19 protein-coding genes are annotated in these 23,688 nt (G+C 69.6%); 12 read left to right on the top strand and 7 right to left on the bottom strand.

Translation table 11 applies throughout. The features are described from left to right. The first annotated feature begins 497 nt into the window (after nucleotides 1-497). The 3 genes from ACFYOU_RS31270 (at nucleotide 498) to ACFYOU_RS31260 (ending at nucleotide 2,501) form a co-directional block, all read left to right on the top strand. Nucleotides 498-1,727 (top strand): S8 family serine peptidase, encoded by a 1,230-nt coding sequence (locus ACFYOU_RS31270; protein WP_391310398.1) that lies wholly within the window; start codon nucleotides 498-500, stop codon nucleotides 1,725-1,727. A gap of 75 nt (nucleotides 1,728-1,802) precedes the next feature. After that, the gene (locus tag ACFYOU_RS31265) at nucleotides 1,803-2,141 is read left to right on the top strand and encodes a WXG100 family type VII secretion target (protein WP_385491728.1); all 339 of its coding nucleotides are present in this window, start codon (nucleotides 1,803-1,805) and stop codon (nucleotides 2,139-2,141) included. Nucleotides 2,142-2,198: 57 nt separating this feature from the next. Further along, the gene (locus ACFYOU_RS31260; protein WP_385491731.1) at nucleotides 2,199-2,501 is read left to right on the top strand and encodes a WXG100 family type VII secretion target; all 303 of its coding nucleotides are present in this window, start codon (nucleotides 2,199-2,201) and stop codon (nucleotides 2,499-2,501) included. A gap of 88 nt (nucleotides 2,502-2,589) precedes the next feature. Here ACFYOU_RS31260 and ACFYOU_RS31255 read toward each other — a convergent pair whose 3' ends face one another. The 5 genes from ACFYOU_RS31255 to eccCa all read right to left on the bottom strand — a co-directional run bounded on the left by ACFYOU_RS31255 (nucleotide 2,590) and on the right by eccCa (nucleotide 10,710). After that, nucleotides 2,590-2,928, bottom strand: coding sequence for a DUF397 domain-containing protein (locus ACFYOU_RS31255; protein ID WP_391310396.1), 339 nt, complete (start codon nucleotides 2,926-2,928; stop codon nucleotides 2,590-2,592). An 81-nt stretch (nucleotides 2,929-3,009) separates the two neighbouring features. Then, nucleotides 3,010-3,627, bottom strand: a complete 618-nt coding sequence (locus tag ACFYOU_RS31250) for a hypothetical protein (protein ID WP_391310394.1) — start codon at nucleotides 3,625-3,627, stop codon at nucleotides 3,010-3,012. A gap of 5 nt (nucleotides 3,628-3,632) precedes the next feature. Continuing rightward, nucleotides 3,633-5,933 carry a hypothetical protein gene (locus tag ACFYOU_RS31245; RefSeq protein ID WP_391310392.1) on the bottom strand — a complete coding sequence of 767 codons (2,301 nt, stop codon included), beginning with the start codon at nucleotides 5,931-5,933 and terminating at the stop codon, nucleotides 3,633-3,635. Next, a complete protein-coding gene (locus ACFYOU_RS31240) occupies nucleotides 5,933-6,487 on the bottom strand; it encodes a hypothetical protein (protein ID WP_391310390.1) in 555 nt (184 codons plus the stop codon). The genes ACFYOU_RS31245 and ACFYOU_RS31240 overlap by 1 nt, the downstream gene beginning before the upstream one ends. Nucleotides 6,488-6,729: 242 nt before the next feature. Further along, nucleotides 6,730-10,710, bottom strand: coding sequence for a type VII secretion protein EccCa (gene eccCa / locus ACFYOU_RS31235; RefSeq protein WP_391310388.1), 3,981 nt, complete (start codon nucleotides 10,708-10,710; stop codon nucleotides 6,730-6,732). 321 nt (nucleotides 10,711-11,031) lie between these two features. On the opposite strand from eccCa, the gene eccD reads away from it, so the two are divergent. The 6 genes from eccD to ACFYOU_RS31205 all read left to right on the top strand — a co-directional run bounded on the left by eccD (nucleotide 11,032) and on the right by ACFYOU_RS31205 (nucleotide 18,372). Next, a complete protein-coding gene (gene eccD / locus ACFYOU_RS31230) occupies nucleotides 11,032-12,588 on the top strand; it encodes a type VII secretion integral membrane protein EccD (protein ID WP_391310386.1) in 1,557 nt (518 codons plus the stop codon). A gap of 215 nt (nucleotides 12,589-12,803) precedes the next feature. After that, complete coding sequence (gene rpsO, locus ACFYOU_RS31225; RefSeq protein WP_385491752.1) at nucleotides 12,804-13,091, top strand: 30S ribosomal protein S15; 288 nt, start codon at nucleotides 12,804-12,806, stop codon at nucleotides 13,089-13,091. A 437-nt stretch (nucleotides 13,092-13,528) separates the two neighbouring features. Continuing rightward, nucleotides 13,529-15,748, top strand: a complete 2,220-nt coding sequence (locus tag ACFYOU_RS31220; RefSeq protein ID WP_387002136.1) for a polyribonucleotide nucleotidyltransferase — start codon at nucleotides 13,529-13,531, stop codon at nucleotides 15,746-15,748. Then, the gene (locus ACFYOU_RS31215; protein ID WP_389766476.1) at nucleotides 15,745-17,124 is read left to right on the top strand and encodes a M16 family metallopeptidase; all 1,380 of its coding nucleotides are present in this window, start codon (nucleotides 15,745-15,747) and stop codon (nucleotides 17,122-17,124) included. Before ACFYOU_RS31220 ends, ACFYOU_RS31215 begins: the two co-directional genes overlap by 4 nt. 38 nt (nucleotides 17,125-17,162) lie before the next feature. After that, nucleotides 17,163-17,915 carry a 4-hydroxy-tetrahydrodipicolinate reductase gene (dapB, locus tag ACFYOU_RS31210; protein ID WP_385491761.1) on the top strand — a complete coding sequence of 251 codons (753 nt, stop codon included), beginning with the start codon at nucleotides 17,163-17,165 and terminating at the stop codon, nucleotides 17,913-17,915. A gap of 4 nt (nucleotides 17,916-17,919) precedes the next feature. Further along, nucleotides 17,920-18,372: a hypothetical protein gene (locus ACFYOU_RS31205; RefSeq protein ID WP_389766474.1), complete on the top strand. Its 453-nt coding sequence runs from the start codon at nucleotides 17,920-17,922 to the stop codon at nucleotides 18,370-18,372. A gap of 68 nt (nucleotides 18,373-18,440) precedes the next feature. On the opposite strand, the gene ACFYOU_RS31200 is transcribed toward ACFYOU_RS31205, so the two are convergent. Then, nucleotides 18,441-18,986, bottom strand: coding sequence for a hypothetical protein (locus ACFYOU_RS31200; protein WP_389766473.1), 546 nt, complete (start codon nucleotides 18,984-18,986; stop codon nucleotides 18,441-18,443). Nucleotides 18,987-19,183: 197 nt separating this feature from the next. Then, on the bottom strand, nucleotides 19,184-19,426 hold the full coding sequence (locus ACFYOU_RS31195; RefSeq protein WP_389766471.1) for a hypothetical protein: 243 nt from the start codon (nucleotides 19,424-19,426) through the stop codon (nucleotides 19,184-19,186). Nucleotides 19,427-19,690: 264 nt separating this feature from the next. Here ACFYOU_RS31195 and thyX point away from each other — a divergent pair, with 264 nt between their 5' ends. The 3 genes from thyX (at nucleotide 19,691) to ACFYOU_RS31180 (ending at nucleotide 23,442) form a co-directional block, all read left to right on the top strand. Next, a complete protein-coding gene (thyX, locus tag ACFYOU_RS31190; RefSeq protein ID WP_387011307.1) occupies nucleotides 19,691-20,431 on the top strand; it encodes an FAD-dependent thymidylate synthase in 741 nt (246 codons plus the stop codon). 273 nt (nucleotides 20,432-20,704) lie between these two features. Next, nucleotides 20,705-21,604 (top strand): 4-hydroxy-tetrahydrodipicolinate synthase, encoded by a 900-nt coding sequence (gene dapA / locus ACFYOU_RS31185; RefSeq protein WP_389766467.1) that lies wholly within the window; start codon nucleotides 20,705-20,707, stop codon nucleotides 21,602-21,604. Between the two features lie 152 nt (nucleotides 21,605-21,756). Next, complete coding sequence (locus tag ACFYOU_RS31180) at nucleotides 21,757-23,442, top strand: ribonuclease J (RefSeq protein ID WP_387011305.1); 1,686 nt, start codon at nucleotides 21,757-21,759, stop codon at nucleotides 23,440-23,442. Nucleotides 23,443-23,688 lie beyond the last annotated feature (246 nt).

Below are 23,688 nucleotides of genomic sequence, written 5' to 3'. Positions count from 1 at the left end.
CGGCATCGTTGGCGGACGCCCGGCGGCTGCAACGCCGCCGCCGATGGGCCCGCGCCCCGGGCAGGCGCCCGTTGTCGGAGGTGTTGGTAGGACTGCGTCCACTGCTGGGCCTGCTGTTTCCCCCGGCGGCCGGGGGGTGATTGGGGCCTCCTCAGAACCGCAGCGTCAGCAACGCACTACGCGTCGGGCTGCAACTCCTACCAGCAACTCCCACGTCGTGGGAGGCGCCAGGAGCAGCAACCCGAATCGGAGTGGTCAGGGCTTCTCCGTAGGCGGGACTGGACTTGTGCGGGGTGCAAAGGAATCCCAGCGGCGTAGAGGCGTGGAAGAGGACCAACAGTCGGACGATGACATCGGGCAGCAGGGTTCATCGACCGAGCTAGAGGAGGACAGGCGCAGGAATGATGTCAGTTGAGGGCCGTCGCGGCAGGGCGACTCCAGTATCGGTGGGGCACCTTGGGCGATCAGTCGTCTCCGTAGCTAGTTCTTGTGCCGTCATGACCGCGTTACTGATCGGGTTGGCGCCTCCTGTCGTAGCCGACGACGTTCATTCGCAGCAGTGGTATCTGGAACCCATGCAAGCGGAAAGAATGTGGAAGATCAGTACAGGAAAAGGGGTGAAGGTGGCTGTGGTTGACTCTGGCGTCAACCCTCAGACGCCGTCACTCAGAGGCAAGGTTCTCGTCAACGAAGTGCCCGATGACGCTGCTTACGGTGCCACAAAGGACTACGGAGGGCACGGTACGACGATGGCCGAGCTGATCGCCGGGAGCGGGGCTGACGCGAGCCTCCGCGGACTTGCGCCGGATGCGCGAATCATTCCGATTCGTGTGGTGCTGAAGCAGCTCAAGAGCAAGGATGAAATCAGGAAGACCGCTTCAATTCCTGATGGAATCCGAGCTGCTGCTGATACCGATGCTCGGATCATCAACCTGTCGCTCGGAGGAGAGTTCACCGATCCTGAACTTGAAGATTCCGTAAAGTATGCGGCCTCCAAGGGAAAGCTCATCTTTGCTTCCGTCGGAAACGAGGGGCCAAAGGCAGAGTTCAGGGCCTACCCGGCGGCCTACATTGAAGCGATCGGAGTCAGCGCCGCTGATAAGTCTGGTAAGGTCGGCGATTTTTCCCAGAAGGGCGACTACGTTGACCTTGCGTCCCCAGGTGTGAACGTTCCGATGTGGTGCGACGAGACGTTCACCAGGTACTGCCCCTCCCGGGGAACCAGCCAGGCAACGGCGATCGCGTCGGCATCCGCAGCGCTCATCTGGTCCGTGCACCCGGAGTGGACGGCCCATCAGGTGCTCCGCACCCTCATCGACACCGCGGGGCGGGACTGGGCGAGGAACAACCCAAGCAACTACCTCGGCTACGGCCTGATCCGCCCCCGCCTGGTTCTGGAGGACCCCGACATCGACCCGGGACCGGCGGACGTCAACCCGATCACGAACGAGAAGACTCCGATCGAGGGCGCCGCGCCTTCCGCTGACGAGTTCCCCAGTGTTCCGTCGAACAAGCCCACAGATTCCGAAGCCGGTCAGGCCCCGAAGGGTTCACCGAGCGAAGGATCGCCAGCCGAGGGTGACAACGGCGCCAACGGCCCCACCGCGTCCGCCGACAAGGACAACGGCGGTATCGACCTCGTCCCCGTCCTGGGTGCCGCAGCAGCGCTCGCCGCGCTCGGCGGTGGCGTCTACGTCTTCCTCCGTAAGCGCCGCAACGCCGCCTGACCATCCGCACCACCCTCACCACCAGCACCCGCCCGATCCCGTCCCTCGCCCCCAACACAGAAGGGAACCGCAGCCATGTCTCAGGGCCAGCGGCTATCGAATTCAGAACTCATCAAGCTCGAACAGGACATCGCCACCCGCTTCGAGAACCTCAAGGGCCAACTCCACCGCCTCCAGGCCACGATCGACAGCCTGGAAGGCCAGTGGAAGGGCATCGGCGCCGGCGCGTTCAACAGCAAGCAACACGAGATCAACACCTCGATGGTGCGCATCGGCAACATCCTCGTGAAGTTCCTTGACGCCATGAGCGCGAGCCGCAAGATCAAGGACGGCACCGAAGAAGAGGTCCGTGCGGCTGTGCAGAGCATCAACGTGTACGACGGCGCACCGAAGTCCAGCCTCAGCGGCTACTAGAGCCGCCCGCTGACCGTCCACCGCGAGCACATCACTCTACGAGGGGAATCCGCACCCATGTCCACGGGCAACTACGACGAACTGGTCGTCCGGTACGGCGGCCTGGACGCCACCGCGACCGAGCTGGCCAACCAGGCGAAGAAGCTGGAAGAAGACCTCGCGAGCCTGAAACGGGCCGTGGCGACCGTCGCCGCGGGCTGGGAGGGCGAGGCCCACACGATGTACACGCAGGAGCAGGCCAAGTGGGATAAGGAGGCCGAGGACATCCACCAGGCGCTGGTCGCCATCGCCGGGGTCGTCGGCCGCGCCGGCGGTGACTACATGGGCGGCGACAAGAAGGCCGCCAGCTACTTCTTGTAGAGAAGGCGGGCGGTGGAGCAGGGGCCGGGGTGGGCACGCACGGGAGGTGCCCACCCCGGCCCCTGCTGCAGGTCCGGCTGCCGTCCCGCTAACGCGGCGACTCGCCCTCGGTTCCGGCCGCGGTCGAGCCCTCGTCCTCGACCGGCGTCAGGTCGAACTCCCCGTCGCGCGCGCCGAGCACGAACGCCCGCCACTCGGCCTCCGTGTACCTCAGCACCGTTTCCTTGTCGAGCGAGGACCGCATGGCCACGCCCCCGCCGGGCAGGTACGCGATCTCCACCCGCTCCTCGTCCTCCTCGGTGCCCGGAGCGCCCACCCACTCGACACCGGAGATGTCCAGCGAGTACAGCTCGTCCTTCTCCCGTTCCTTGCGGGCCCGTACTTCTTCCTCGGACTCCGCTACTCCCAGGCCCTGCTCCTCGGCCATGCCCCGACCCCTTTCTCCGTGGTTTCCCGTCAAGCGATTTGCCGTGCCTCACCCTACGCCCTGGCAATACGGTGAAGTTCCCTAGAGTTTCGAAGGGAGCTCGCACTTGGCGTCTTTGTGCGCGTGCTCTGCTGCACTTCGAACGATATCGATCAGTGATTGACGCGTGTCCTTGTCGCTGGCCTCGCCTGCCTCGCGAAGATATACGTCGATGAAGAGATTATGGCGCCCTCCGACGTATCTACCCTTCGGGAAGCAAGGCGTCTGGATTCCTGCCTTGCTGATAGATGCCGTAGCTGTTAGTCCAGCCTTGAAGTCTAGAAGAGGGTGCTCGTCCGAGAAGTTGTTCATGTGGTGACCGATCCAATCTTCTCGCGACATCTCTTGAATCGCTCTACTCCGAAGAATGATCTTGGTGTGTCGAGATTCATCCCGTGCTGAGCAGTGGATCTGATAGCGGTGGCCGTGCGTGGTTAGTCGCGTTTCGGAGAACTTGTACTTACGCTTTTCGGGTAGAGCTCTTTGTAGTGCAGGAACCAGCCTCTTTGAATTTCCCAGAGATTGGCAGACGTCGACTGCTTTGATCTTGGGGGTGGGAGCATCTTTAAACGGAGGTGATTTTGTTAGATACGCTGCCGCTAGGGCTATCGTTGCAATCGGAAGGAAGAGTATGAGTATCGACTTTCGGGTTATGGTCATTTCTTCTACTTTGTCTCAAGGGTGTCAGGGATTTTCTGTCCGCCCAAGATTTCGCTAATCTTAGTGTGGGCTGTGTTGAAACCTTCCCCCGCTTCCTCGGCTACGATCGCCACGATGTGCGGGGACGGGCTTCCGGAGAGCCTTCCTGCTTCTTCGGCGGCCATTTCTACTGCCTTGAAAGTGGAGTCTCGAGTGTCGCCGATTTCTTCGCCGTTGCGGTAGATGACTTGACTTGCGTCGTCTTGCAGGGAACCGGTCACAATTCCGTTGAGGATCTCATTCGATGCTGTTCCTGCAATACCGCCGGCCGCGATCCCCCAGGGTCCAGCAATGCTGGCAACGCCGATACCAACACCGATGCCGATCGTGGCACTGGTCCATACTTTGGATTTTTCTAGGGCGGTGTTGTACTCGGCGTTTCTTGCACCCTCTTCTTTTTCGCCTTCGTATGCGCGGCCCGCGCTGATCGTGCCCTGGATCTCGCCGGCGATGTTCGCAATTCCCTCGATGCTTGCCTTCAGATTCTCCGGCTGGGAAAAAAGTGGATCGCTAATGTTTGCTTCTGGGTTTCGGAAGTGGTACTCCATGATGTTTCCCGTGTAGCTGCTTTGTCCCATGGTGACGGCTGCGTATCCAGCAGGATCGCGTCCCACGGCATAGAGAACCCGGGTGAGGTCGTCGCTTTCGAACACCGCTGCTGTCCCCGCGACGGGAAAGAGTCTGGTGTTGCTCTCCGTTGCCGGGTGCAACCCCCGATGAACGTCCGGCATGTACTCCGCGGTCATCTGGCCGATGCTGTCCGCCATGTAACGGTGGTTCAGCAGCCGGTCGGGGTCCTCGGAGATGGAGCCGATGACCCGTTCCATGAGGCGGGCCTGTTCGGCGCCGTGCGCGGGGGTGTTCACCGTCGGCAGCTCGCCGGCGGGATGGCCCGTCACCGCGGCCTCCAGCGCCTGCGCCATCATGTCGCGCCCCACGCGGCCGGCCTGCTTCTCACTGTCGAGGTCCGACGGCCAGTCGCGCTGCTCGAAGAAGTACGTGAAGTTGTCCACGCTGCTCCCACCACCCGCTTCGGAGGCGGTCCGGAAGGTCTCGCCGAAGAAGGTGGTGGCCGCGTCGGGGCTGTTCGCCAGGGCCTTCATGAAACCGGTGAACGGGTCCGAACCGCCGTCGGGCCCGACGTGGTTGAGCCGGGGATCCAGGCCCAGGTTGTGCCACGCGGCCGGCGCCTTGCCGTCACCGTCGCCGTGCTGCTTCTCGGCCTCGACGAGCGCGTCCCCGTACTGCTTGAGGAACCCGTCGTCGTAGTCGCCGTGGCGCATCAGGTTGCTCATGACCTGGAACCCCTGGTGCATGCCGCTCGGCCCGATCGGTTGTTCGCCGAGCCGGATCATCTCCCGTTTCCAGTCGCTCATCGCGGCGCTGTCGCTCTGGGTGGCGTGGGCGAGGGTCAGGCCCAGGTGGCGCTGGAGGTCGTCGAAGTGCGTGAGGCGCTCGCGCATCAGCTCGTTCCCTCCCCGGGAGGACGCCTCGATGCCGTGCCCCGGATCGTTGATCCCGGTCCAGAACTCCAGCGTCCCGGCAGCGCCCAGCTCCGCGGCGAAACGCTCGGCGAACAGCGCGTCGTCCCCGTACCGTTCGAGCCCGGCCAGGAGTCGGTCGAACTCCTTGACGCTGAGGTCACCCGGGTTCTGGCGCGCCAGCCGGGCCAACGCCGCGGCCTCGCGGACGGCCCGCACCGCCCCGTCCCGGTCCCCGTACGAGGCGCCGGAGAACCCGTGCTCGCTCTGGTCCACCAGGGCCCGCAGTACGTCGCTGGCCGTGTCGTCGCTGCGGGTGGCCGCCTCCAGGATCTCCTGCACCTCGTCCCGCAGGGCCAGGACGTCGGCCTCCCCGTGAGCCGAGGGGTCGGTGCCCGTGCCGGCGCGGTCCGGGTGCACCCGCATGGTGACCGTGAACCCTCCGCCACCCGTCGCGACGACCGTGAGGTTCCTCTTGCTGCCGCGGTCGAGCGCCTCTTCCAACGTGCGTCGGTGCGACCGCAGTTCGTCCCGGGTGTCCCGCAGGATGTTCCGGACGGAGGACGCCTGGGTGCGCGCGTCGGTGAACTCGCCGACCGTCTTGCCGACGAACTGCCGCGACACCGTGGCGTTGATCCCCTGCCAGTTCGCCTTCGCAGCGCGGCGCTTGAGTCCGTCCCGTGCGTCCTTCTCCATCGACTCCAGGTTGCGGACCAACCGCGACCAGTCTGAAACGGCGGTGTCGAGCGGCCCGAACTCGGCGTTCCGCAACGCCTCGAAGTCCATCAGCCCGTCTCCCCTCGGTCGCCCGCGTCACCCTCGTCCCCCCGGTGGTCCTCGTCGGCCTTCCGGGGCCCGTAGACCGGGTTGGCCGTGCCGGGCCCGCCCACCTTCTCGTCGAAGCCCTGGTCGAGGGTGCGGATGCCGCTCAACTCGCCCCGGACGTGCTGCTCGTCGCCGCGGTGGGTCCGCTGGGTGAACTCCAGGTGGTTCGAGATGTGCGCACAGGCGTCCCGTAACGACGTCAGTTGTTCCTCCCACCGGGTGGAGACGTGGTGGAGGGCTCCGCCCAGCGCGAATCCCTGACCCCTCAGGCTTCCCGCCGCCTTCTCGGTGCTGTGGACCGACACCCGTCCCTCGGTCCACAGCCGTTCGTACAGGCCGAAGGCGTGGTCACCGACCTTCGCCAGGTCGGCCTGGGTGACTTTCAGTACGGCCTGCGGGCTGCCGCCGTCGGCGGGTCCGCCCTCCGGGTCGCCCGGCACCTGGTTCAACCGCATCGCGCCGGACCGCCGCTCGATGGCCTCCGCCTTCAACTGCTCCCATTCGTTCCAGCCCATGGACCGGTTCCTTCCCCCACGGCCGGCGCGACGGCGCGACCGGGTCGAGCGCACGCCCAGCGGCGTGCGGACGGACTCTCCGGGCGCGCCCCCGCGTGACGCGCCCCGCGGGAACGCGCAGCGCGCCCGGGTGAACACGCAACGTATCGGTCCGCGGGTGTGGGCGCGCGCCGGACCGGGAACCACCACCTCCCTCGCTCGTTCCCGGGAGGCGCCGCGCCGCCTCCGCCGCGCCGAGGGCCTCAGCCCTCCCCTTCCGCCTCCGACTCCAGGAGTCCCGTCTGCACCAACGGCCGGCCCCGCTTGCGGGACACGAACGTGCCCCGGCCCACCGGCATCGGCCGGGGCCGCACCCCGCCGAGCAGATCGCCCTCGCCGGGATCACCCGCGAGGACGACGCCCTGTGCGCCCAACTCCTTCATCCGCTGGATGAACGGTTCGTACGAGGCCCGTCCCGCTCCGGCCGTGGACCGGGCCACGATGAACCGCACCCCCACGTCCCGCGCGAACGGGAGCAACTCGGTCAGCGGGGCCAGCGGGTTGCCGCTGGAGGTCGACACGAGGTCGTAGTCGTCGATGACCACGTACACCGTCGGCCCCTGCCACCAGCTGCGCTCCCGCAGCTGCCGTGCGGTGACCTCGGCCGTGGGGCTGCGGCGGCGGATCAGGTCGGCGAGCGCCTCGACGTGATGGTCCATCGCGTTGGACATCGGCACGTACTCGGCGAGGTGCGAGGCGGGCGTGGCGTCGAGCAGGGCGCGCCGGTTGTCCACGACGAACAGCTTGCAGTCGTCGCCCGGGTACCGCTCGGCGAGCCGCTTGATGAACAGCCGGAGCAGGTTCGACTTCCCGGACTCGCTCTCGCCGAAGACCAGGAAGAACGGGTCCTGCTCGAAGTCGAGGAACACGGGTTCGAGGTTGTCCTCGTCCAGGGCCCAGGCCATGCCCCGGTCGGGGAACCGGTCGCCGGCGGGCAACCGGTCCGCGGGCAGCGTCCGGGGCAGCAGCCGTACCGCGGGTGCGCCCGGCGCGGGCCAGTGCCGGGCGACCTCCGCCGTCAGCGCCTCCGTGGCCGGCGCCAGGTCGGTGTCCGAGGACAGCCCGTCGATGCGGGGGACCGCCGCCATGAAGTGCAGTCGCTGCGGGGACAGGCCCCGGCCGGGCACGCCCGCGGGCACGTTCACCGCCACCTTGCGGTCGATCTCCGAGTCCATGGTGTCGCCGAGCCGCAGTTCGAGCCGGTTCACCAGATGGTCCTTGAGGTGGGACCTGACCTCCATCGAACGGGATGCGGACAGCACCAGGTGCACTCCGTAGCCGAGGCCGCGGGAGGCGATGTCGAGGACGACCTGTTCCAGGCCCTCGTACTCGCCGCGGAAGTTCCCCCAGCCGTCGACGACGAGGAAGACGTCGCCCCACGGCTGGTCCGCGACGGAGACGTCCCCCCGTGCGCGGCGGGCCCGGAAGTCCGCGATCGACGCGATCCCCGACGTCCGGAAGTACTCCTCGCGCCGGGTCAGCACCCCGTACACCTCGGCGACGGTGCGCCGGACCCGTTCCGGGTCGAGACGGGAGGCGATTCCGCCGACGTGCGGCAGCCCGGCGACCGCCGCCAGCCCTCCGCCACCGAAGTCGAGCCCGTAGAACTGGACTTCGTGGGGGGTGTGGGTGAGCGCGAACGACGCGATGAGCGTCCGCAGCAGGGTCGACTTGCCGGACTGCGGACCGCCGAGGAGCTGGAGGTGGCCGGCCGCGCCGGAGAAGTCGCACCACAGCGGGTCGCGCCGCTGCTCGTACGGCTTGTCCACGAGTCCCAGGGGCACCACCAGTCGCCCCGCGCCCTCGTAGCCCGGCTGGGTCAGGCCCCGGCCCGCCACCGCGGTCAGCCCCGGCAGCAGGTCGTCCAGCGAGGGCGGGCTGTCGAGCGGCGGCAGCCACACCTGGTGGGCCGCCGGGCCCTGCGCCTCCAGCCGCTGCACGATCACGTCGAGGACCGTGTCGGCCAGCGCGTCGTCCGCGTCCGTGCCCGGTTCCGTACGGGGCGGCGGCACGTGTCCGTAGGACACGGGCACCTCCGCCGCGGTGAACAGCACCGGGCGCCGGTCCACCGGGAGCGGGCCGTCCGTCCCGGTGGCCCGGGACGCGGTGGACCGGTACGCGCCGGAGACGTACGCGGCCTTGAAGCGGACCATCTCGTCGGTACCGAACTTCAGGAAGCCCGAACCCGGCACGTTCGGCAGTTCGTAGGCGTCCGGCACGCCGAGCGCCGCCCGCGACTCGGCCGCCGAGAAGGTCCGCAGCCCCACCCGGTACGACAGGTACGTCTCCAGTCCGCGCAGCCGCCCCTCCTCCAGCCGCTGGGAAGCCAGCAGGAGGTGCACGCCCAGCGAACGCCCGATCCGGCCGATCTGCACGAACATCTCGATGAAGTCCGGTTTGGCCGTGAGGAGTTCGCTGAACTCGTCGATCACCAGGACCAGCGAAGGAACGGGCTGGAGCGGCGCACCGGCGGCCCGCGCCCGCTCGTAGTCGTGGATGTTGGCGTAGTTCCCGGCGTCCCGCAGCATCTCCTGGCGGCGGTTCAGCTCGCCCCGGATCGAGTCGCCCATCCGGTCGACGAGCGTCAGGTCGTCCGCCAGGTTGGTGATCACGGCCGCCACGTGCGGCATCTGCGCCATCCCGGCGAAGGTGGCACCGCCCTTGAAGTCGGCGAGCACGAAGTTCAGCGTCTGCGACGAGTGGGTGACCGCGAGGCCCAGCACCAACGTCCGCAGCAGTTCCGACTTGCCGGAGCCGGTGGCCCCCACGCACAGCCCGTGGGGGCCCATGCCCTCCTGCGCGGCCTCCTTGAGGTCCAGCATCACCGGACGGCCGTCCTCGCCGACGCCGATGGGCACCCGCAGCCGCTCCGCCAGCGAACGCGGCCGCCAGGTGCGGCGGGTGTCCACCGACGCCGCGTCGCCGAGCCCCAGCAGGTCCGTGAACTCCAGGTTCGCGAGCAGCGGCTCGTCGTCGTCACCGCCCGACGCCATCCGCAGCGGTGCCAACTGCCGGGCCAGCGCCTCGGCGGACGCGTACGCGAGGACGTCCGGCACGCCCTCGTAGACCTGGCCGCCCGCCGACTCCAGGCGCAGGGCGCCCGGGTGGGCCACCACCGACAGGTCCCCGCGGCCCGCGGCGAGTTCGCCGGGCACGACCTCGACGACGGTCACCCCCTGGAGCCCCTCCACCGACGCCAACGGGGAGTCCGGTGACAGGGACAGGCCGTCCAACACGATCACGAGGTGCGGTTCGTCCGGTACGGGCGCACCGGCCGGGTGGAACCGCGGGCGGCCCGCGATCCGTTCGGCCAACAGGGTCTCCAGGTCGCCCGACCGGTGCACGATCATCCGTCGGGAACCCGCGCCGTCCGGTGCGCCGCCCGCCTGGGTGTGCGGGAGCCACTTCGTCCACTCCCACTCGGCGGCGGCGTCCGCGCCGACGCCGAACACCAGCATCAGGTCGTCGGGGGAGTGCAGCGAGGCCAACGAGCCCGTCAGGGCGCGGGCCGTGCCGCGCGCGGTGGCGGGGTCCCCGCTGACCGTCACGTGGTAGAAGGACCGCAACGACACCGCCATCGGGAGCGCGTCGAGCGTGCCGTGCGCGGCGACGAAGCGACGCAGCGCGTCCTCCGTCAGCGGCTCCAGCCCGTCCGTCGCCCCGATCTCCGGCGCGATCAGCGCGGTGGCCAGCGGCTGCGGCCCCAGACCGATCCGCACCTGCCCGAAGTCCCCGTCACCGGTGCGCCGTTCCCAGACCCGGCTGCCCTCGGCGACCAGCGCCCACAGTTGGTCGGGGGAGGGGTGCAGGAAGTACTGGGCGTCGCGCTGGGCGCGGGCGGTCTCCACCGCGGCCCGCCGCGTCTGGGCCAGGTACCGCAGGTAGTCCCGCCGCAGGTCCGCCAACTGGCCCTGGGCTCCGCGCCGGTAGCGCACCACCATGGCGATCGTCATCGCGAGGGTGGACGCGATCATCACCATGCCCATGACCTTCATGAAGGGATGGGCGTTGGGCATGAAGAAGAACACCACCGAACCGCCCATCCCCAACATCGGCAGGAGCTGCATCATGGTGCCCTCGTCCTGGCCGCGCGGCAGCTCGGGCGGGGCTTGGAGTGCGATCTCTCCCGTGGGCGTTGCGGACGGCAACGTCCGCGGCGGGCGCTTGACGACGATCTGGCTCATTCGCACCAATTCCCTTGCCGGCCCCGTCTCTTCCGTCCGCCGCCCCGTGTCGGGCGGACGTCGGCCGCGCGGCCGATCCTACTGACGAGCCCTCAGACAAGGGGGGCGATAGGCTGCCGTGCGTGTGCGGGCGCACACGCAGAACGAGCCGTACGAACCGGGGTGTTCCGTCCCCACCCGGACCTGATGCGGGCCCGATGCGGCCCGGCGGCGGACCGGTTTCGGCCCGGAACCCGTACGCGTCGGGCCGGAAACGGACCGGAACCCACGGTCACACCGCACCAGAGCCCACGGCCACATCACCCAGAGGGGGAGCAGCAGGTGAGCATGACGGCTTCCGCGGCCACCGGAGGGACCGGCGGCCCCGCCGCACCCGGCGGGCCGAACGGCCCCGCGACGGGCCGCGGCCCCGGCACGGGCCTCGGCTTCTGCCGCGTCACGATCGTCGCCCCCGACAGCCGCATCGACGTCGCCCTCCCCGACGACGTCCCGGTGGCCGACGTCCACCCCGAGATCCTGCGGCTCTCCCAGCAGAGCCCCACCCCCGGGGCGCCCGTCGGCTACCACCTCGTCCGACGCGACGGCACCGTCCTCGACAGCTCCCGCTCCTTCGCCGCCCAGCGCATCCTCGACGGCGAGCTCCTCACCCTGCGCCCCTTCGCCGAGTCGCTGCCGCCCGCCGTCTTCGACGACGTGTCCGAAGCCGTCGCCTCCGCCGTCGGCCGCGACCGCACCCTGTGGACCGGCGAACTGACCCGGGCGGCCGGCCTCACCGGCGGCGGCGTCCTCGCCGCGCTGATCGCCTTCGTCGCCTGGTCCGCCGACCCGCGCCACGACATGCACGGACTCCCCGGCGTCCTCGCCGCCGTCACCGGGCTGCTCCTGCTCGCGCTCGGCGCCGTCCGCGCCCGCGTCTACGAGGACCGGGCCGCCTCGATCGCCCTCGGCCTGGGCGCCCTCCCCAACCTCGCCGTCGCCGGCTCCGGCCTGCTGACCCCGGCCGACGGCCAGGGCGTCGGCCGGCTCCACTTCCTCCTCGCCTGCGCGGCCGTCCTCCTCGCCGCACTGCTCCTCACCTTCACCTCCCCGCGCGGCGACGGCCCCTTCGTCGCCTTCGCCGTCGCGTCCGGCACCGGCCTGCTCACCACGTTCACCGCCCTGCTCGCGGACCTCACGGCCGTGGAGACCGCCGCGATCTGCGCCCCCCTCGCGGTCGGCGCCCTCGCCTTCCTGCCGGGCCTCTCGCTGCGCTTCGCCCGGCTGCCCATCGGCTTCGACGCGCCCAGCGCCCTGCGCGAGAGCCGACCGACCACCACTGCGGGGGCGTACGGCGACGAGCCCGCGCCCCCCGAGACCGTGGACTACGACCGCATCACCGCCCAGGCCCGACGGGGTCACGAACTGCTCGTCGGACTCGTCGGCGGCTGCGCCCTGGTCGCCGTGGGCGCCGCCACCGTCCTCGGCTTCTCCGACAGCGGATGGGGCCAGCTCCTCGCCCTGGCGACCGGCCTCTCCCTGCTGCTGCGCGCCCAGCTGTTCCGCTACTCGGCCCAGGTCGGCGCCACCCTCGCGGCCGGCCTCGGCTCCCTGGTCCTGCTGGGCCTCGGCCTCGCCCTCAACCCGCCGTCCGGACTCGTCCGCGACGCCCTGCGCGGCGACCCGGCGGGCCTGGACGTGCGCACGGTCTGGCTCGTCGCCGCGCTCGCCGTGGCCGCCGCCCTGGTCACGGCGGTCGGACTGATCGCCTCCCGGGGCGGGGTCAGCCCCTTCTGGGGACGCTTCCTGGAGCTCGCGGAGGGGTTCTTCCTGCTCACCCTGGTGCCGCTGGCCCTCGCCGTCTTCGACGTGTACGCCAAGGCCAGGGCCATGACCAGCTGACGCCCCCACTGCCCGCGACGCCCGCCGAGGCGCACCGACCCGGGGCACGGCGGGCAGCTGATACCCTGGTCGACGGCCGTTTGCGTACGCACCCCCGGATCTCCCGAGACCTGGAGGCAGCGCCCAGCGGACCCCGCCTGTCGAGTCTTGGAAGATCCCCTGCGATGTGCCAGGGGCACTCGGCGGCCTCATGAAGACGGAAACAAGGAGTACGCGTGTCGCTCGACGCCGCTACGAAGAAGCAGATCATGTCGGAGTTCGCCACCAAGGAAGGCGACACCGGCTCCCCCGAGGTCCAGGTCGCCATGCTGTCGCGCCGGATCTCCGACCTGACCGAGCACCTGAAGACGCACCGCCACGACCACCACTCGCGTCGCGGTCTGCTCATCCTGGTCGGTCAGCGCCGCCGCCTGCTCCAGTACCTGGCCAAGAAGGACATCCAGCGCTTCCGCGCCCTGGTCGACCGCCTCGGCATCCGTCGCGGTGCGGCGGGCGCCAAGTAGTACGCCGTGAAGGGAGCGGTTCCCACCCCAGGGAACCGCTCCCTTCGCCGTTGCCCGGCCGGACCGGCAGCCCCACCGACCACGCGCGGCGAACGGCGGCACACCCGTCGTACCCGCTCTGCGTGCGCAGTGTCACCACGGCTTTGTAGTCTGGACGCAGCACCACCCCGACGTGCCGCGGCGCCGAGCGCCACGGCCACCGTCAGGCCGAGGACGCGAAGGACCGCGCCCCCGGCACCCGCGGCACCGCACCTGGCGGTTCCGCACGACGTGACAACGACGAGGAGAAGCGCCCCCGCCGCGCCGGTCCTCGGTAGTGGCTCCCGGGGCACCCCCCGAGGGCTTCGATCGAAGACCGGCAAGCACCCACGGCGCGCTTCTCCGCCACGGTCCCCCGCCACACGGGCGCGCGGGACGCACAAGAGGAGACACCGCTAGTGGAGAACGAGACCCACTACGCCGAGGCCGTCATCGACAACGGCGCCTTCGGTACCCGCACCATCCGCTTCGAGACGGGCCGCCTGGCCCGTCAGGCCGCCGGCTCCGCCGTGGCCTACCTGGACGACGACACCATGGTGCTGTCGGCCACCACCGCCTCCAAGAACCCGAAGGACCAGCTCGACTTCTTCCCCCTCACGGTGGACGTCGAGGAGCGCATGTACGCGGCCGGGAAGATCCCCGGTTCCTTCTTCCGTCGCGAGGGCCGCCCCAGCGAGGACGCGATCCTCACCTGCCGGCTGATCGACCGCCCGCTGCGCCCGTCCTTCAAGAAGGGCCTGCGCAACGAGATCCAGGTCGTCGCGACGATCATGGCGCTCAACCCGGACCACCTGTACGACGTCGTCGCGATCAACGCCGCGTCCGCGTCCACGCAGCTCGCCGGCCTGCCCTTCTCCGGCCCGATCGGCGGCGTCCGCGTCGCGCTGATCCGCGGCCAGTGGGTGGCGTTCCCGACGCACACCGAGCTCGAGGACGCCGTCTTCGACATGGTCGTCGCGGGCCGCACCCTGGACGACGGCGACGTCGCGATCATGATGGTCGAGGCCGAGGCCACCGAGAAGACCATCAAGCTCGTCGAGGGCGGCGCCGACGCCCCCACCGAGGAGGTCGTCGCGGCCGGTCTGGACGCCGCGAAGCCCTTCATCAAGGTCCTGTGCAAGGCCCAGGCCGACCTCGCCTCGAAGGCCGCCAAGCCGACCGGCGAGTTCCCGATCTTCCTCGACTACCAGGACGACGTCCTGGAGGCCCTCACGGCCGCCGTCCGGGACGAGCTCGCCCAGGCCCTCACCATCGCGGGCAAGCAGGAGCGCGAGACCGAGCTGGACCGCGTCAAGGTCCTCGCCGCCGAGAAGCTGCTCCCGCAGTTCGAAGGCCGCGAGAAGGAGATCTCCGCCGCGTACCGCTCGCTGACCAAGTCCCTGGTCCGCGAGCGCGTCATCAAGGAGAAGAAGCGCATCGACGGCCGCGGTGTCACCGACATCCGCACCCTGGCCGCCGAGGTCGAGGCCATCCCGCGGGTCCACGGTTCCGCCCTGTTCGAGCGCGGCGAGACCCAGATCCTCGGCGTGACCACGCTGAACATGCTCCGCATGGAGCAGCAGCTGGACACGCTGTCCCCGGTCACCCGCAAGCGCTACATGCACAACTACAACTTCCCGCCGTACTCCACCGGCGAGACGGGCCGCGTCGGCTCCCCCAAGCGCCGCGAGATCGGTCACGGTGCGCTCGCCGAGCGCGCCCTGGTGCCGGTCCTGCCCACCCGCGAGGAGTTCCCCTACGCGATCCGCCAGGTGTCCGAGGCGCTGAGCTCCAACGGCTCGACGTCCATGGGCTCGGTCTGCGCCTCCACCATGTCCCTGCTGAACGCCGGTGTGCCCCTCAAGGCCCCGGTCGCCGGCATCGCCATGGGCCTGATCTCCCAGGAGATCGACGGCGAGACCCACTACGTCACCCTCACCGACATCCTCGGTGCGGAGGACGCGTTCGGTGACATGGACTTCAAGGTCGCCGGCACCAAGCAGTTCGTCACCGCCCTCCAGCTCGACACCAAGCTCGACGGCATCCCCGCCTCCGTGCTGGCCGCCGCGCTGAAGCAGGCCCGTGACGCACGGCTGCACATCCTCGACGTGATGATGGAAGCCATCGACACGCCGGACGAGATGTCCCCCAACGCCCCGCGGATCATCACCGTGAAGATCCCCGTGGACAAGATCGGCGAGGTCATCGGCCCCAAGGGCAAGATGATCAACCAGATCCAGGAGGACACCGGCGCCGAGATCACGATCGAGGACGACGGCACCATCTACATCGGTGCCGCCGACGGCCCGGCCGCCGAGGCCGCCCGCACCACGATCAACGGCATCGCCAACCCGACCATGCCGGAGGTCGGCGAGCGTTACCTGGGCACGGTCGTCAAGACGACCACCTTCGGTGCGTTCGTGTCGCTGCTCCCGGGCAAGGACGGACTGCTGCACATCTCGCAGATCCGCAAGCTCGCCGGTGGCAAGCGCGTGGAGAACGTCGAGGACGTCCTCGGCGTGGGCCACAAGGTCCAGGTCGAGATCGCCGAGATCGACTCCCGCGGCAAGCTCTCCCTCATCCCCGTGGTCGAGGGCGAAGACGGTGCCGAGGACGCGAAGGACGACGCTGCCAAGTGACGTCCCGTAGTTTCCGCGCGACGGCCCGTGTCTCTTCGGAGACGCGGGCCGTCGCCCGTACCCAAACCCTGCTCAAGGGCAAGGACGGCATCGGCACGGTCCGCCGCACGACCCTGCCGGGCGGCCTGCGGGTCGTCACCGAAACCCTGCCCTCCGTACGCTCGGCGACCTTCGGCATCTGGGCCCACGTCGGCTCCCGTGACGAGACGCCGGCCCTGAACGGCGCCACCCACTACCTGGAGCACCTGCTCTTCAAGGGCACCGAGAAGCGCACCGCGCTGGACATCTCGTCCGCGATCGACGCGGTCGGCGGCGAGATGAACGCCTTCACGGCGAAGGAGTACACGTGCTACTACGCACGCGTGCTCGACACCGACCTGCCGCTCGCCATCGACGTGGTCTGCGACATGCTCACCGGTTCCCTGATCCGCCAGGAGGACGTCGACGCCGAGCGCGGCGTCATCCTCGAAGAGATCGCGATGACCGAGGACGACCCCGGCGACTGCGTGCACGACCTGTTCGCGCAGACCATGTTCGGGGACAGCCCCCTCGGCCGCCCCGTCCTCGGCACGGTCGACACGGTCAACGCCCTGAGCGCCGACCGCATCCGCCGCTTCTACAAGAAGCACTACGACCCCACCCACCTCGTCGTCGCCGCCGCCGGCAACGTCGACCACCACAAGGTCGTCCGCCAGGTCCGCGCCGCCTTCGAACGGGCGGGCGCACTCGGCCGCGCCGACGCGGTGCCCGCCGCCCCCCGCGACGGCAGCCGCACCATACGCGCCGCCGGCCGGGTCGAACACATCGGCCGCAGGACCGAGCAGGCGCACCTCGTCCTCGGCATGCCCGGCCTCTCCCGGACCGACGACCGCCGCTGGGCGCTGAGCGTGCTCAACACCGCACTCGGCGGCGGCATGTCGTCCCGGCTGTTCCAGGAGGTCAGGGAGAAGCGCGGCCTCGCCTACAGCGTGTACTCGTACACCTCGGGCTTCGCCGACTGCGGACTCTTCGGCGTCTACGCGGGCTGCCGGCCCAGTCAGGTCGGCGACGTCCTGAAGATCTGCCGTGACGAACTGGACCAGGTCGCCGAGCACGGCCTGTCCGACGACGAGATCGCCCGTGCCATCGGTCAGCTCGCCGGTTCCACGGTCCTCGGCCTGGAGGACACCGGCGCCCTGATGAACCGCATCGGCAAGAGCGAGCTGTGCTGGGGCGAGCAGATGTCCGTGGACGACATGCTCACCCGGATCGGCGCGGTCACCCCGGACGAGGTCCGCGCGGTCGCCCGCGACGTACTGGGCCGACGTCCGTCCCTGTCGGTGATCGGCCCGCTCAAGGACAAGCAGACGGCCGCGCTGCACGCGACGGTCGGCTGACCTCCCGTGTCGTCCCCCCTCCCGTAAGGAACAAGCACATGAGCAAGCTGCGTGTCGCGGTCATCGGCGCGAAGGGCCGCATCGGCTCCGAGGCGGTACGCGCCGTGGAGGCCGCCGAGGACATGGAGCTGGTGGCCGCGCTCGGCCGCGGCGACAAGCTGGAGACCCTGGTCGAGCAGGACGTGCAGGTCGCCGTCGAGCTGACCGACCCCGGTTCGGTCATGGGCAACCTCGACTTCTGCGTGCGCCACGGCATCCACGCCGTCGTCGGCACCACGGGCTGGACGGACGACCGGCTCGCGCAGCTCGGCACCAGCCTGGCCGCGTCCCCGGAGACCGGGGTCCTCATCGCGCCGAACTTCTCCATCGGCGCCGTGCTGACCATGAAGTTCGCGCAGATCGCCGCACCCTACTTCGAGTCCGTCGAGGTCGTGGAGCTGCACCACCCGAACAAGGTCGACGCCCCCAGCGGCACCGCGACCCGCACCGCCCAGCTGATCGCCGCCGCCCGCACCCGCGCGGGCAGCGCCCCCCAGCCGGACGCGACGGTCACCGCACTGGACGGGGCGCGCGGCGCCGACGTCGACGGCGTCCGGGTGCACGCGGTGCGGCTGCGCGGCCTGCTCGCGCACCAGGAGGTGCTGCTCGGCGGCGAGGGGGAGACCCTGACCGTCCGGCACGACTCGCTGCACCACAGCAGCTTCATGCCGGGCATCCTCCTGGGCGTGCGGCGCATCGTGGACGCTCCGGGCCTCACCTTCGGCCTGGAACACTTCCTGGACCTCGGCTGACCCCATGCGCGCCAAGATCACATACGCCATCGCGGCGGCCGTCCTGGTCGTCTACTTCGCCCTGGTCGGCAGCCGCGGGGTGTTCCTCATCCAGACCGGCACCCTGATCACGGTGACCTTCGGGATCGCGGTCCTGGTCCTGCCCGTGATCGGGATCTGGTTCCTCTGGAAGAACACCCAGTTCGCCCGCAAGGCCAACTCCCTCGCCGCCGAACTCGAACGCGAGGGCGGACTGCCCGTCGACGAACTCGTCCGCACCCCCAGCGGACGCATCGACCGGGACTCCGCCGACGCGGTGTTCCGCAAGCGCAAGGAAGAGACGGAACGGGCCCCGGGGGACTGGCGCTGCTGGTTCCGCCTCGCCGTCGCCTACCACGACGCCCGTGACACCCCGCGCGCCCGCAAGGCGATGCAGCGGGCGATCGCCCTCCACGAAGGACGGCAGCTCAGCGCCTGACGGCGGTGCCCGCCCCGGTTGCCGGGGCGGGCACCGCCGTCACCTCGTGAACGAACCGGCCGGACGGTTCAGCCGCCGTACTCGTCGGCCCAGACCTCGATGCCGTCCGCGGCCCGGTCGAAGGCGCGCGACCGCGCCAGGAAGTCCGCGTTGTGGGTCGTGAGCAGCGGCAGCGCGGTGTCCGTCCCGCGGACGACGACCAGCGCCTGGCCCTGGACCGTGCGCGGCAGCCCCAGCCAGCGCACCGGCTGCTGCACGGTGCGCACCGCGGACACCCGGCCCCAGGGGACGGTGACCGTCGTCAGGAACCTGACCCGGCGCAGGCCCCGCGCACTGACCCAGGCCCCCACGCGCAGCAGCCGCAGCGAGGCCCCGATGATGAGCAGCGCCAGCGCCATGCTGATCCCGGCGGCGGACAGGGAGCCCGCCAGCGCCATGATCATGGTGGCGAACAGGACGTACGAGGCCAACAGCAGCAGGAGCGCAGCGGCTCCCACCCGCCAGGGGCCGGGCCGGTAGGGGCGGCGCCAACGGTCGCGGTCGTCGAACGGCAGCGCGACATCGTCCGACGCCTCGTCGAAGGCGCGGTCCGCCGTCAGAAAGGGCAGGGGCACGACTGGTCCTCACTCGATCAACGCACGGGTCCGTGCCCGGTGAGGTTATCGATACGTGACCGTGCCGACCACCCTCGGGGGGCCGGATGAGTCACCGCCGGACGACATCGCAGGTCAACGCGGTGCATATCGAAACCACTCGATTCGGTGCGCTCACCGCCCCTCACCCACGGTGACCGTCGGCGCGGGCGGAGCGCTCAGCGCCCCTCGACCGTCGCCTCGGACTGCTGGGTGCGTGAGGGGGACGTGTCGGGCGTCAGGGCCGGCATGCCGAACACCAGGGCCCCCACCAGCCCCGCGACGACCGTGAGCCCGATGAGGCTGCGGCCCACCAGGGCGCCCGCGGACGCCCGCTCCCGGGGCGGGGGAGTGACATTGCTGCGGAAGTCGTCTGCCTCGGCGACGAAGGCGAAGGGAACGGACTCGCGCCGGCGGAACATGGAGGCTCCTCTCCTGGAATCACACGGAAACACCGTCACCCCTACAGACGCACAACAGCCCCGAATGGTGCCCCGTTTCACCGATTTCGCAGAAGTTCACCGCCCTTCGCCGTGGTTCATCGAACTACGCCACGATTCGGCAACGAAGCGGTCACCACCCCCTGCGCCACCAGCCGTCCCGCCCTCCTGCCGGCGGGTGCCGTCCACCCCGCGACGTAGAGTGGTCGCCGCCCGAGCGACGCGATGGGAAGGACCCCCCGAACCGTGACCGACACCCCCGCCGACGACCAGAAGCCGAGCTTCCGCAGCGACATCACCGTCGAACTCGTGAAGCACACGGCGAGCGACGCCGACGTGCTGTTCGCCGCCCGCGTCTCGACCGTCGGGGAACAGTCCCTGGAAGAGCTGGAGAAGGACCCGGCCCGCTCCAAGGGGCTGATCAACTTCCTGATGCGCGACCGGCACGGCAGCCCGTTCGAGCACAACTCGATGACGTTCTTCATCAGCGCCCCGATCTTCGTGTTCCGCGAGTTCATGCGACACCGGGTGGGCTGGTCGTACAACGAGGAGTCGGGCCGCTACCGCCAGCTGGAGCCGGTCTTCTACGTCCCGGACGAGTCCCGCAAGCTCGTCCAGCAGGGACGCCCCGGGAAGTACGTCTTCGTGGAGGGCACCCGGGCCCAGCAGGAACTCGTCGGCCGGGCCATGGAGGACTCCTACCGCCAGGCGTACGCCGCCTACCTGGAGATGCTGGAGGCCGGCGTCGCCCGCGAGGTGGCCCGCTCCGTCCTGCCGGTCGGCATGTTCTCCAGCATGTACGCCACCTGCAACGCCCGCTCCCTGATGCACTTCCTCGGACTGCGCACCCAGCACGAACTCGCCGCGGTGCCCTCGTTCCCGCAGCGCGAGATCGAGATGGTGGGCCAGGCGATGGAGCAGCACTGGGAGCAGCTGATGCCGCTCACCCACGCCGCCTTCAACGCGAACGGCCGAGTGGCGCCGTAGTACCCGCCGCGCGACCGCGGGAGCGGAGCCGTCCGTGGGCCCGCCGCCCGGTACGGGCCCCGCACGCGCCCGGTGGTGCGCGCGGGCACAGATGTGCGGGGCGGCCCGGCAAGGTGTCCGTATTGCAGCATTTCGCGAAGTTCATCTAGCCTGATCAAACGGACCCGGCACTGCTTGAACCCCCGAGCAGGCAGTGCCGGGCTCCACCTTCGTCACACACTCCGCGTCCCCCGCATGGGGACCGCGCGCTGAGCAGCGAGTAGCGTGTTACCCATGGCTCCGACCTCCACTCCGCAGACCCCCTTCGGGCGGGTCCTCACCGCCATGGTCACGCCCTTCGCGGCGGACGGCGCACTTGACCTCGACGGCGCTCAGCGGCTCGCCGCCCATCTGGTGGACGCCGGCAACGACGGCCTGGTGGTCAACGGCACCACCGGGGAGTCCCCCACCACCACCGGCGCGGAGAAAAGCGACCTGGTCCGCGCGGTCCTCGACGCCGTCGGTGACCGCGCCCACGTGATCGCGGGCATCGGCACCAACGACACCCGCTCCAGCATCGAGCTCGCCCGCGCGGCCGAACGAGCCGGAGCCCACGGCCTGCTCGCCGTCACCCCGTACTACAACAGGCCCCCGCAAGAGGGGCTGTACCAGCACTTCACCGCGATCGCCGACGCCACCGGCCTGCCCGTGATGCTCTACGACATCCCCGGCCGCAGCGGTGTCCCGATCAACACCGAGACGCTGGTCCGCCTCTCCGCGCACCCCCGCATCGTGGCCAACAAGGACGCCAAGGGCGACCTCGGCCGCGCGAGCTGGGCCATCGCCCGCTCGGGACTCGCCTGGTACTCCGGTGACGACATGCTGACCCTCCCGCTGATGTCCGTCGGCGCCATCGGCCTCGTCTCCGTCGTCGGCCACGTCGTGACCCCGGAGCTGCGCGCACTGGTGGAGGCGCACACCGCCGGTGACGTCCAGAAGGCGACGGAGATCCACCAGCGGCTGCTGCCGGTCTTCACCGGGATGTTCCGCACCCAGGGCGTCATGACCAGCAAGGCGGCACTCGCCCTCCAGGGCCTGCCCGGTGGACCCCTCCGGCTCCCGATGATCGGGCTCACCGACGAGGAAACCACCCAACTGAAGAAGGACCTCGCCGCGGGCGGGGTGGAGCTCTAGCCCCCACGGGGTAGGGCTCACTCCACAGACTTCACAACTGAATACGCACGCTGCCGGACCGACCCGGTCCGGTCTACCCACAACTGCTTTTGCACGAACGTCACGCGCGCCACGTGCCACCGGCACGTGGCGCGCGTGGTGAGGAGAGTCTTTTGAGTCATCCGCATCCTGAACTAGGCGCCCCGCCCAAGCTCCCCAAGGGCGGCCTGCGCGTCACCCCCCTGGGCGGCCTCGGTGAGATCGGCCGCAACATGACGGTCTTCGAGTACGGCGGACGCCTGCTGATCGTCGACTGCGGAGTGCTCTTCCCCGAGGAGGAGCAGCCCGGAATCGACCTGATCCTGCCGGACTTCTCGTCCATCAGGGACCGCCTCGACGACATCGAGGGCATCGTCCTCACGCACGGTCACGAGGACCACATCGGCGGTGTCCCCTTCCTCCTGCGGGAGAAGCCGGACATTCCGCTGATCGGCTCCAAGCTGACCCTCGCCCTGATCGAGGCGAAGCTCCAGGAGCACCGCATCCGCCCCTACACCCTGGAGGTGGCGGAGGGGAACCGGGAACGCATCGGCCCCTTCGACTGCGAGTTCGTCGCCGTCAACCACTCCATCCCGGACGCGCTGGCCGTGGCCATCCGCACCCCCGCCGGCATGGTCGTGCACACCGGTGACTTCAAGATGGACCAGCTCCCGCTGGACGGTCGCCTCACCGACCTGCACGCGTTCGCCCGACTCAGCGAAGAGGGCATCGACCTCCTCCTGTCGGACTCCACGAACGCCGAGGTGCCGGGCTTCGTCCCGCCCGAGCGGGACATCTCGAACGTCCTGCGCCAGGTGTTCGCCGGGGCCCGCAAGCGGATCATCGTGGCCAGCTTCGCCAGCCATGTGCACCGCATCCAGCAGATCCTGGACGCCGCGCACGAGTACGGACGCCGGGTCGCGTTCGTCGGGCGCTCCATGGTCCGCAACATGGGCATCGCCCGTGACCTCGGCTACCTCAAGGTCCCCCCGGGCCTCGTCGTGGACGTGAAGACCCTCGACGACCTGCCGGACAGCGAGATCGTCCTGGTGTGCACGGGGTCCCAGGGCGAGCCGATGGCCGCGCTGTCCCGGATGGCCAACCGCGATCACCAGATCCGGATCGTCCAGGGCGACACGGTGATCCTCGCGTCGTCCCTCATCCCGGGCAACGAGAACGCGGTCTACCGCGTGATCAACGGCCTGACCCGCTGGGGCGCCAACGTCGTCCACAAGGGCAACGCCAAGGTCCACGTCTCGGGCCACGCCTCGGCCGGTGAGCTGCTGTACTTCTACAACATCTGCAAGCCCCGCAACCTGATGCCGGTCCACGGCGAATGGCGCCACCTGCGGGCCAACGCCGAGCTGGGCGCCCTCACCGGGGTGCCGCACGACCGCATCGTGATCGCCGAGGACGGCGTCGTCGTCGACCTGGTCGGCGGCAAGGCGAAGATCGTCGGCAAGGTCCAGGCCGGCTACGTCTACGTGGACGGACTGTCGGTCGGCGACGTGGGCGAGCCCGCGCTCAAGGACCGCAAGATCCTCGGCGACGAGGGCATCATCTCCGTCTTCGTCGTCATGGACTCCAGCACCGGGAAGATCACCGGGGGCCCGCACGTCCAGGCCCGCGGCTCCGGCATCGAGGACGCGGCGTTCGCTGACGTCATCCCCAGGGTCATCGAGGTCCTGGAGCGCTCGGCGCAAGACGGCGTGGTCGAACCCCACCAGCTCCAGCAGCTGATCCGCCGCACCCTCGGCAAGTGGGTCTCGGACAACTACCGACGCCGCCCGATGATCCTGCCGGTCGTGGTCGAGGTCTGACCCGACCGAGCGCCAACCTGGGGCGGAGCACCTCGATTTGCATCGGGGCGCTCCGCTCCAGTACGTTTACGGCTCCGCCTGACAGGGAAGCACCGGCGCGCATGCGTGCCGAGGGCCTTCCGGACAGGGCGGGGAATCCGACTCAGAGTCTTCTGATAAAGTCGGAATCGCCGGAAAGGAAAACGCCGAAAAGCGTTCTCCCGGAAAGCACCGAGGAAATCGGATCGGAAAGATCTGATAGAGTCG

The sequence above is a fragment of the Streptomyces sp. NPDC005955 genome (assembly GCF_042871255.1).
GTDB lineage: Bacteria > Actinomycetota > Actinomycetes > Streptomycetales > Streptomycetaceae > Streptomyces.
This window is presented reverse-complemented; position numbering and strand designations above follow the sequence as displayed.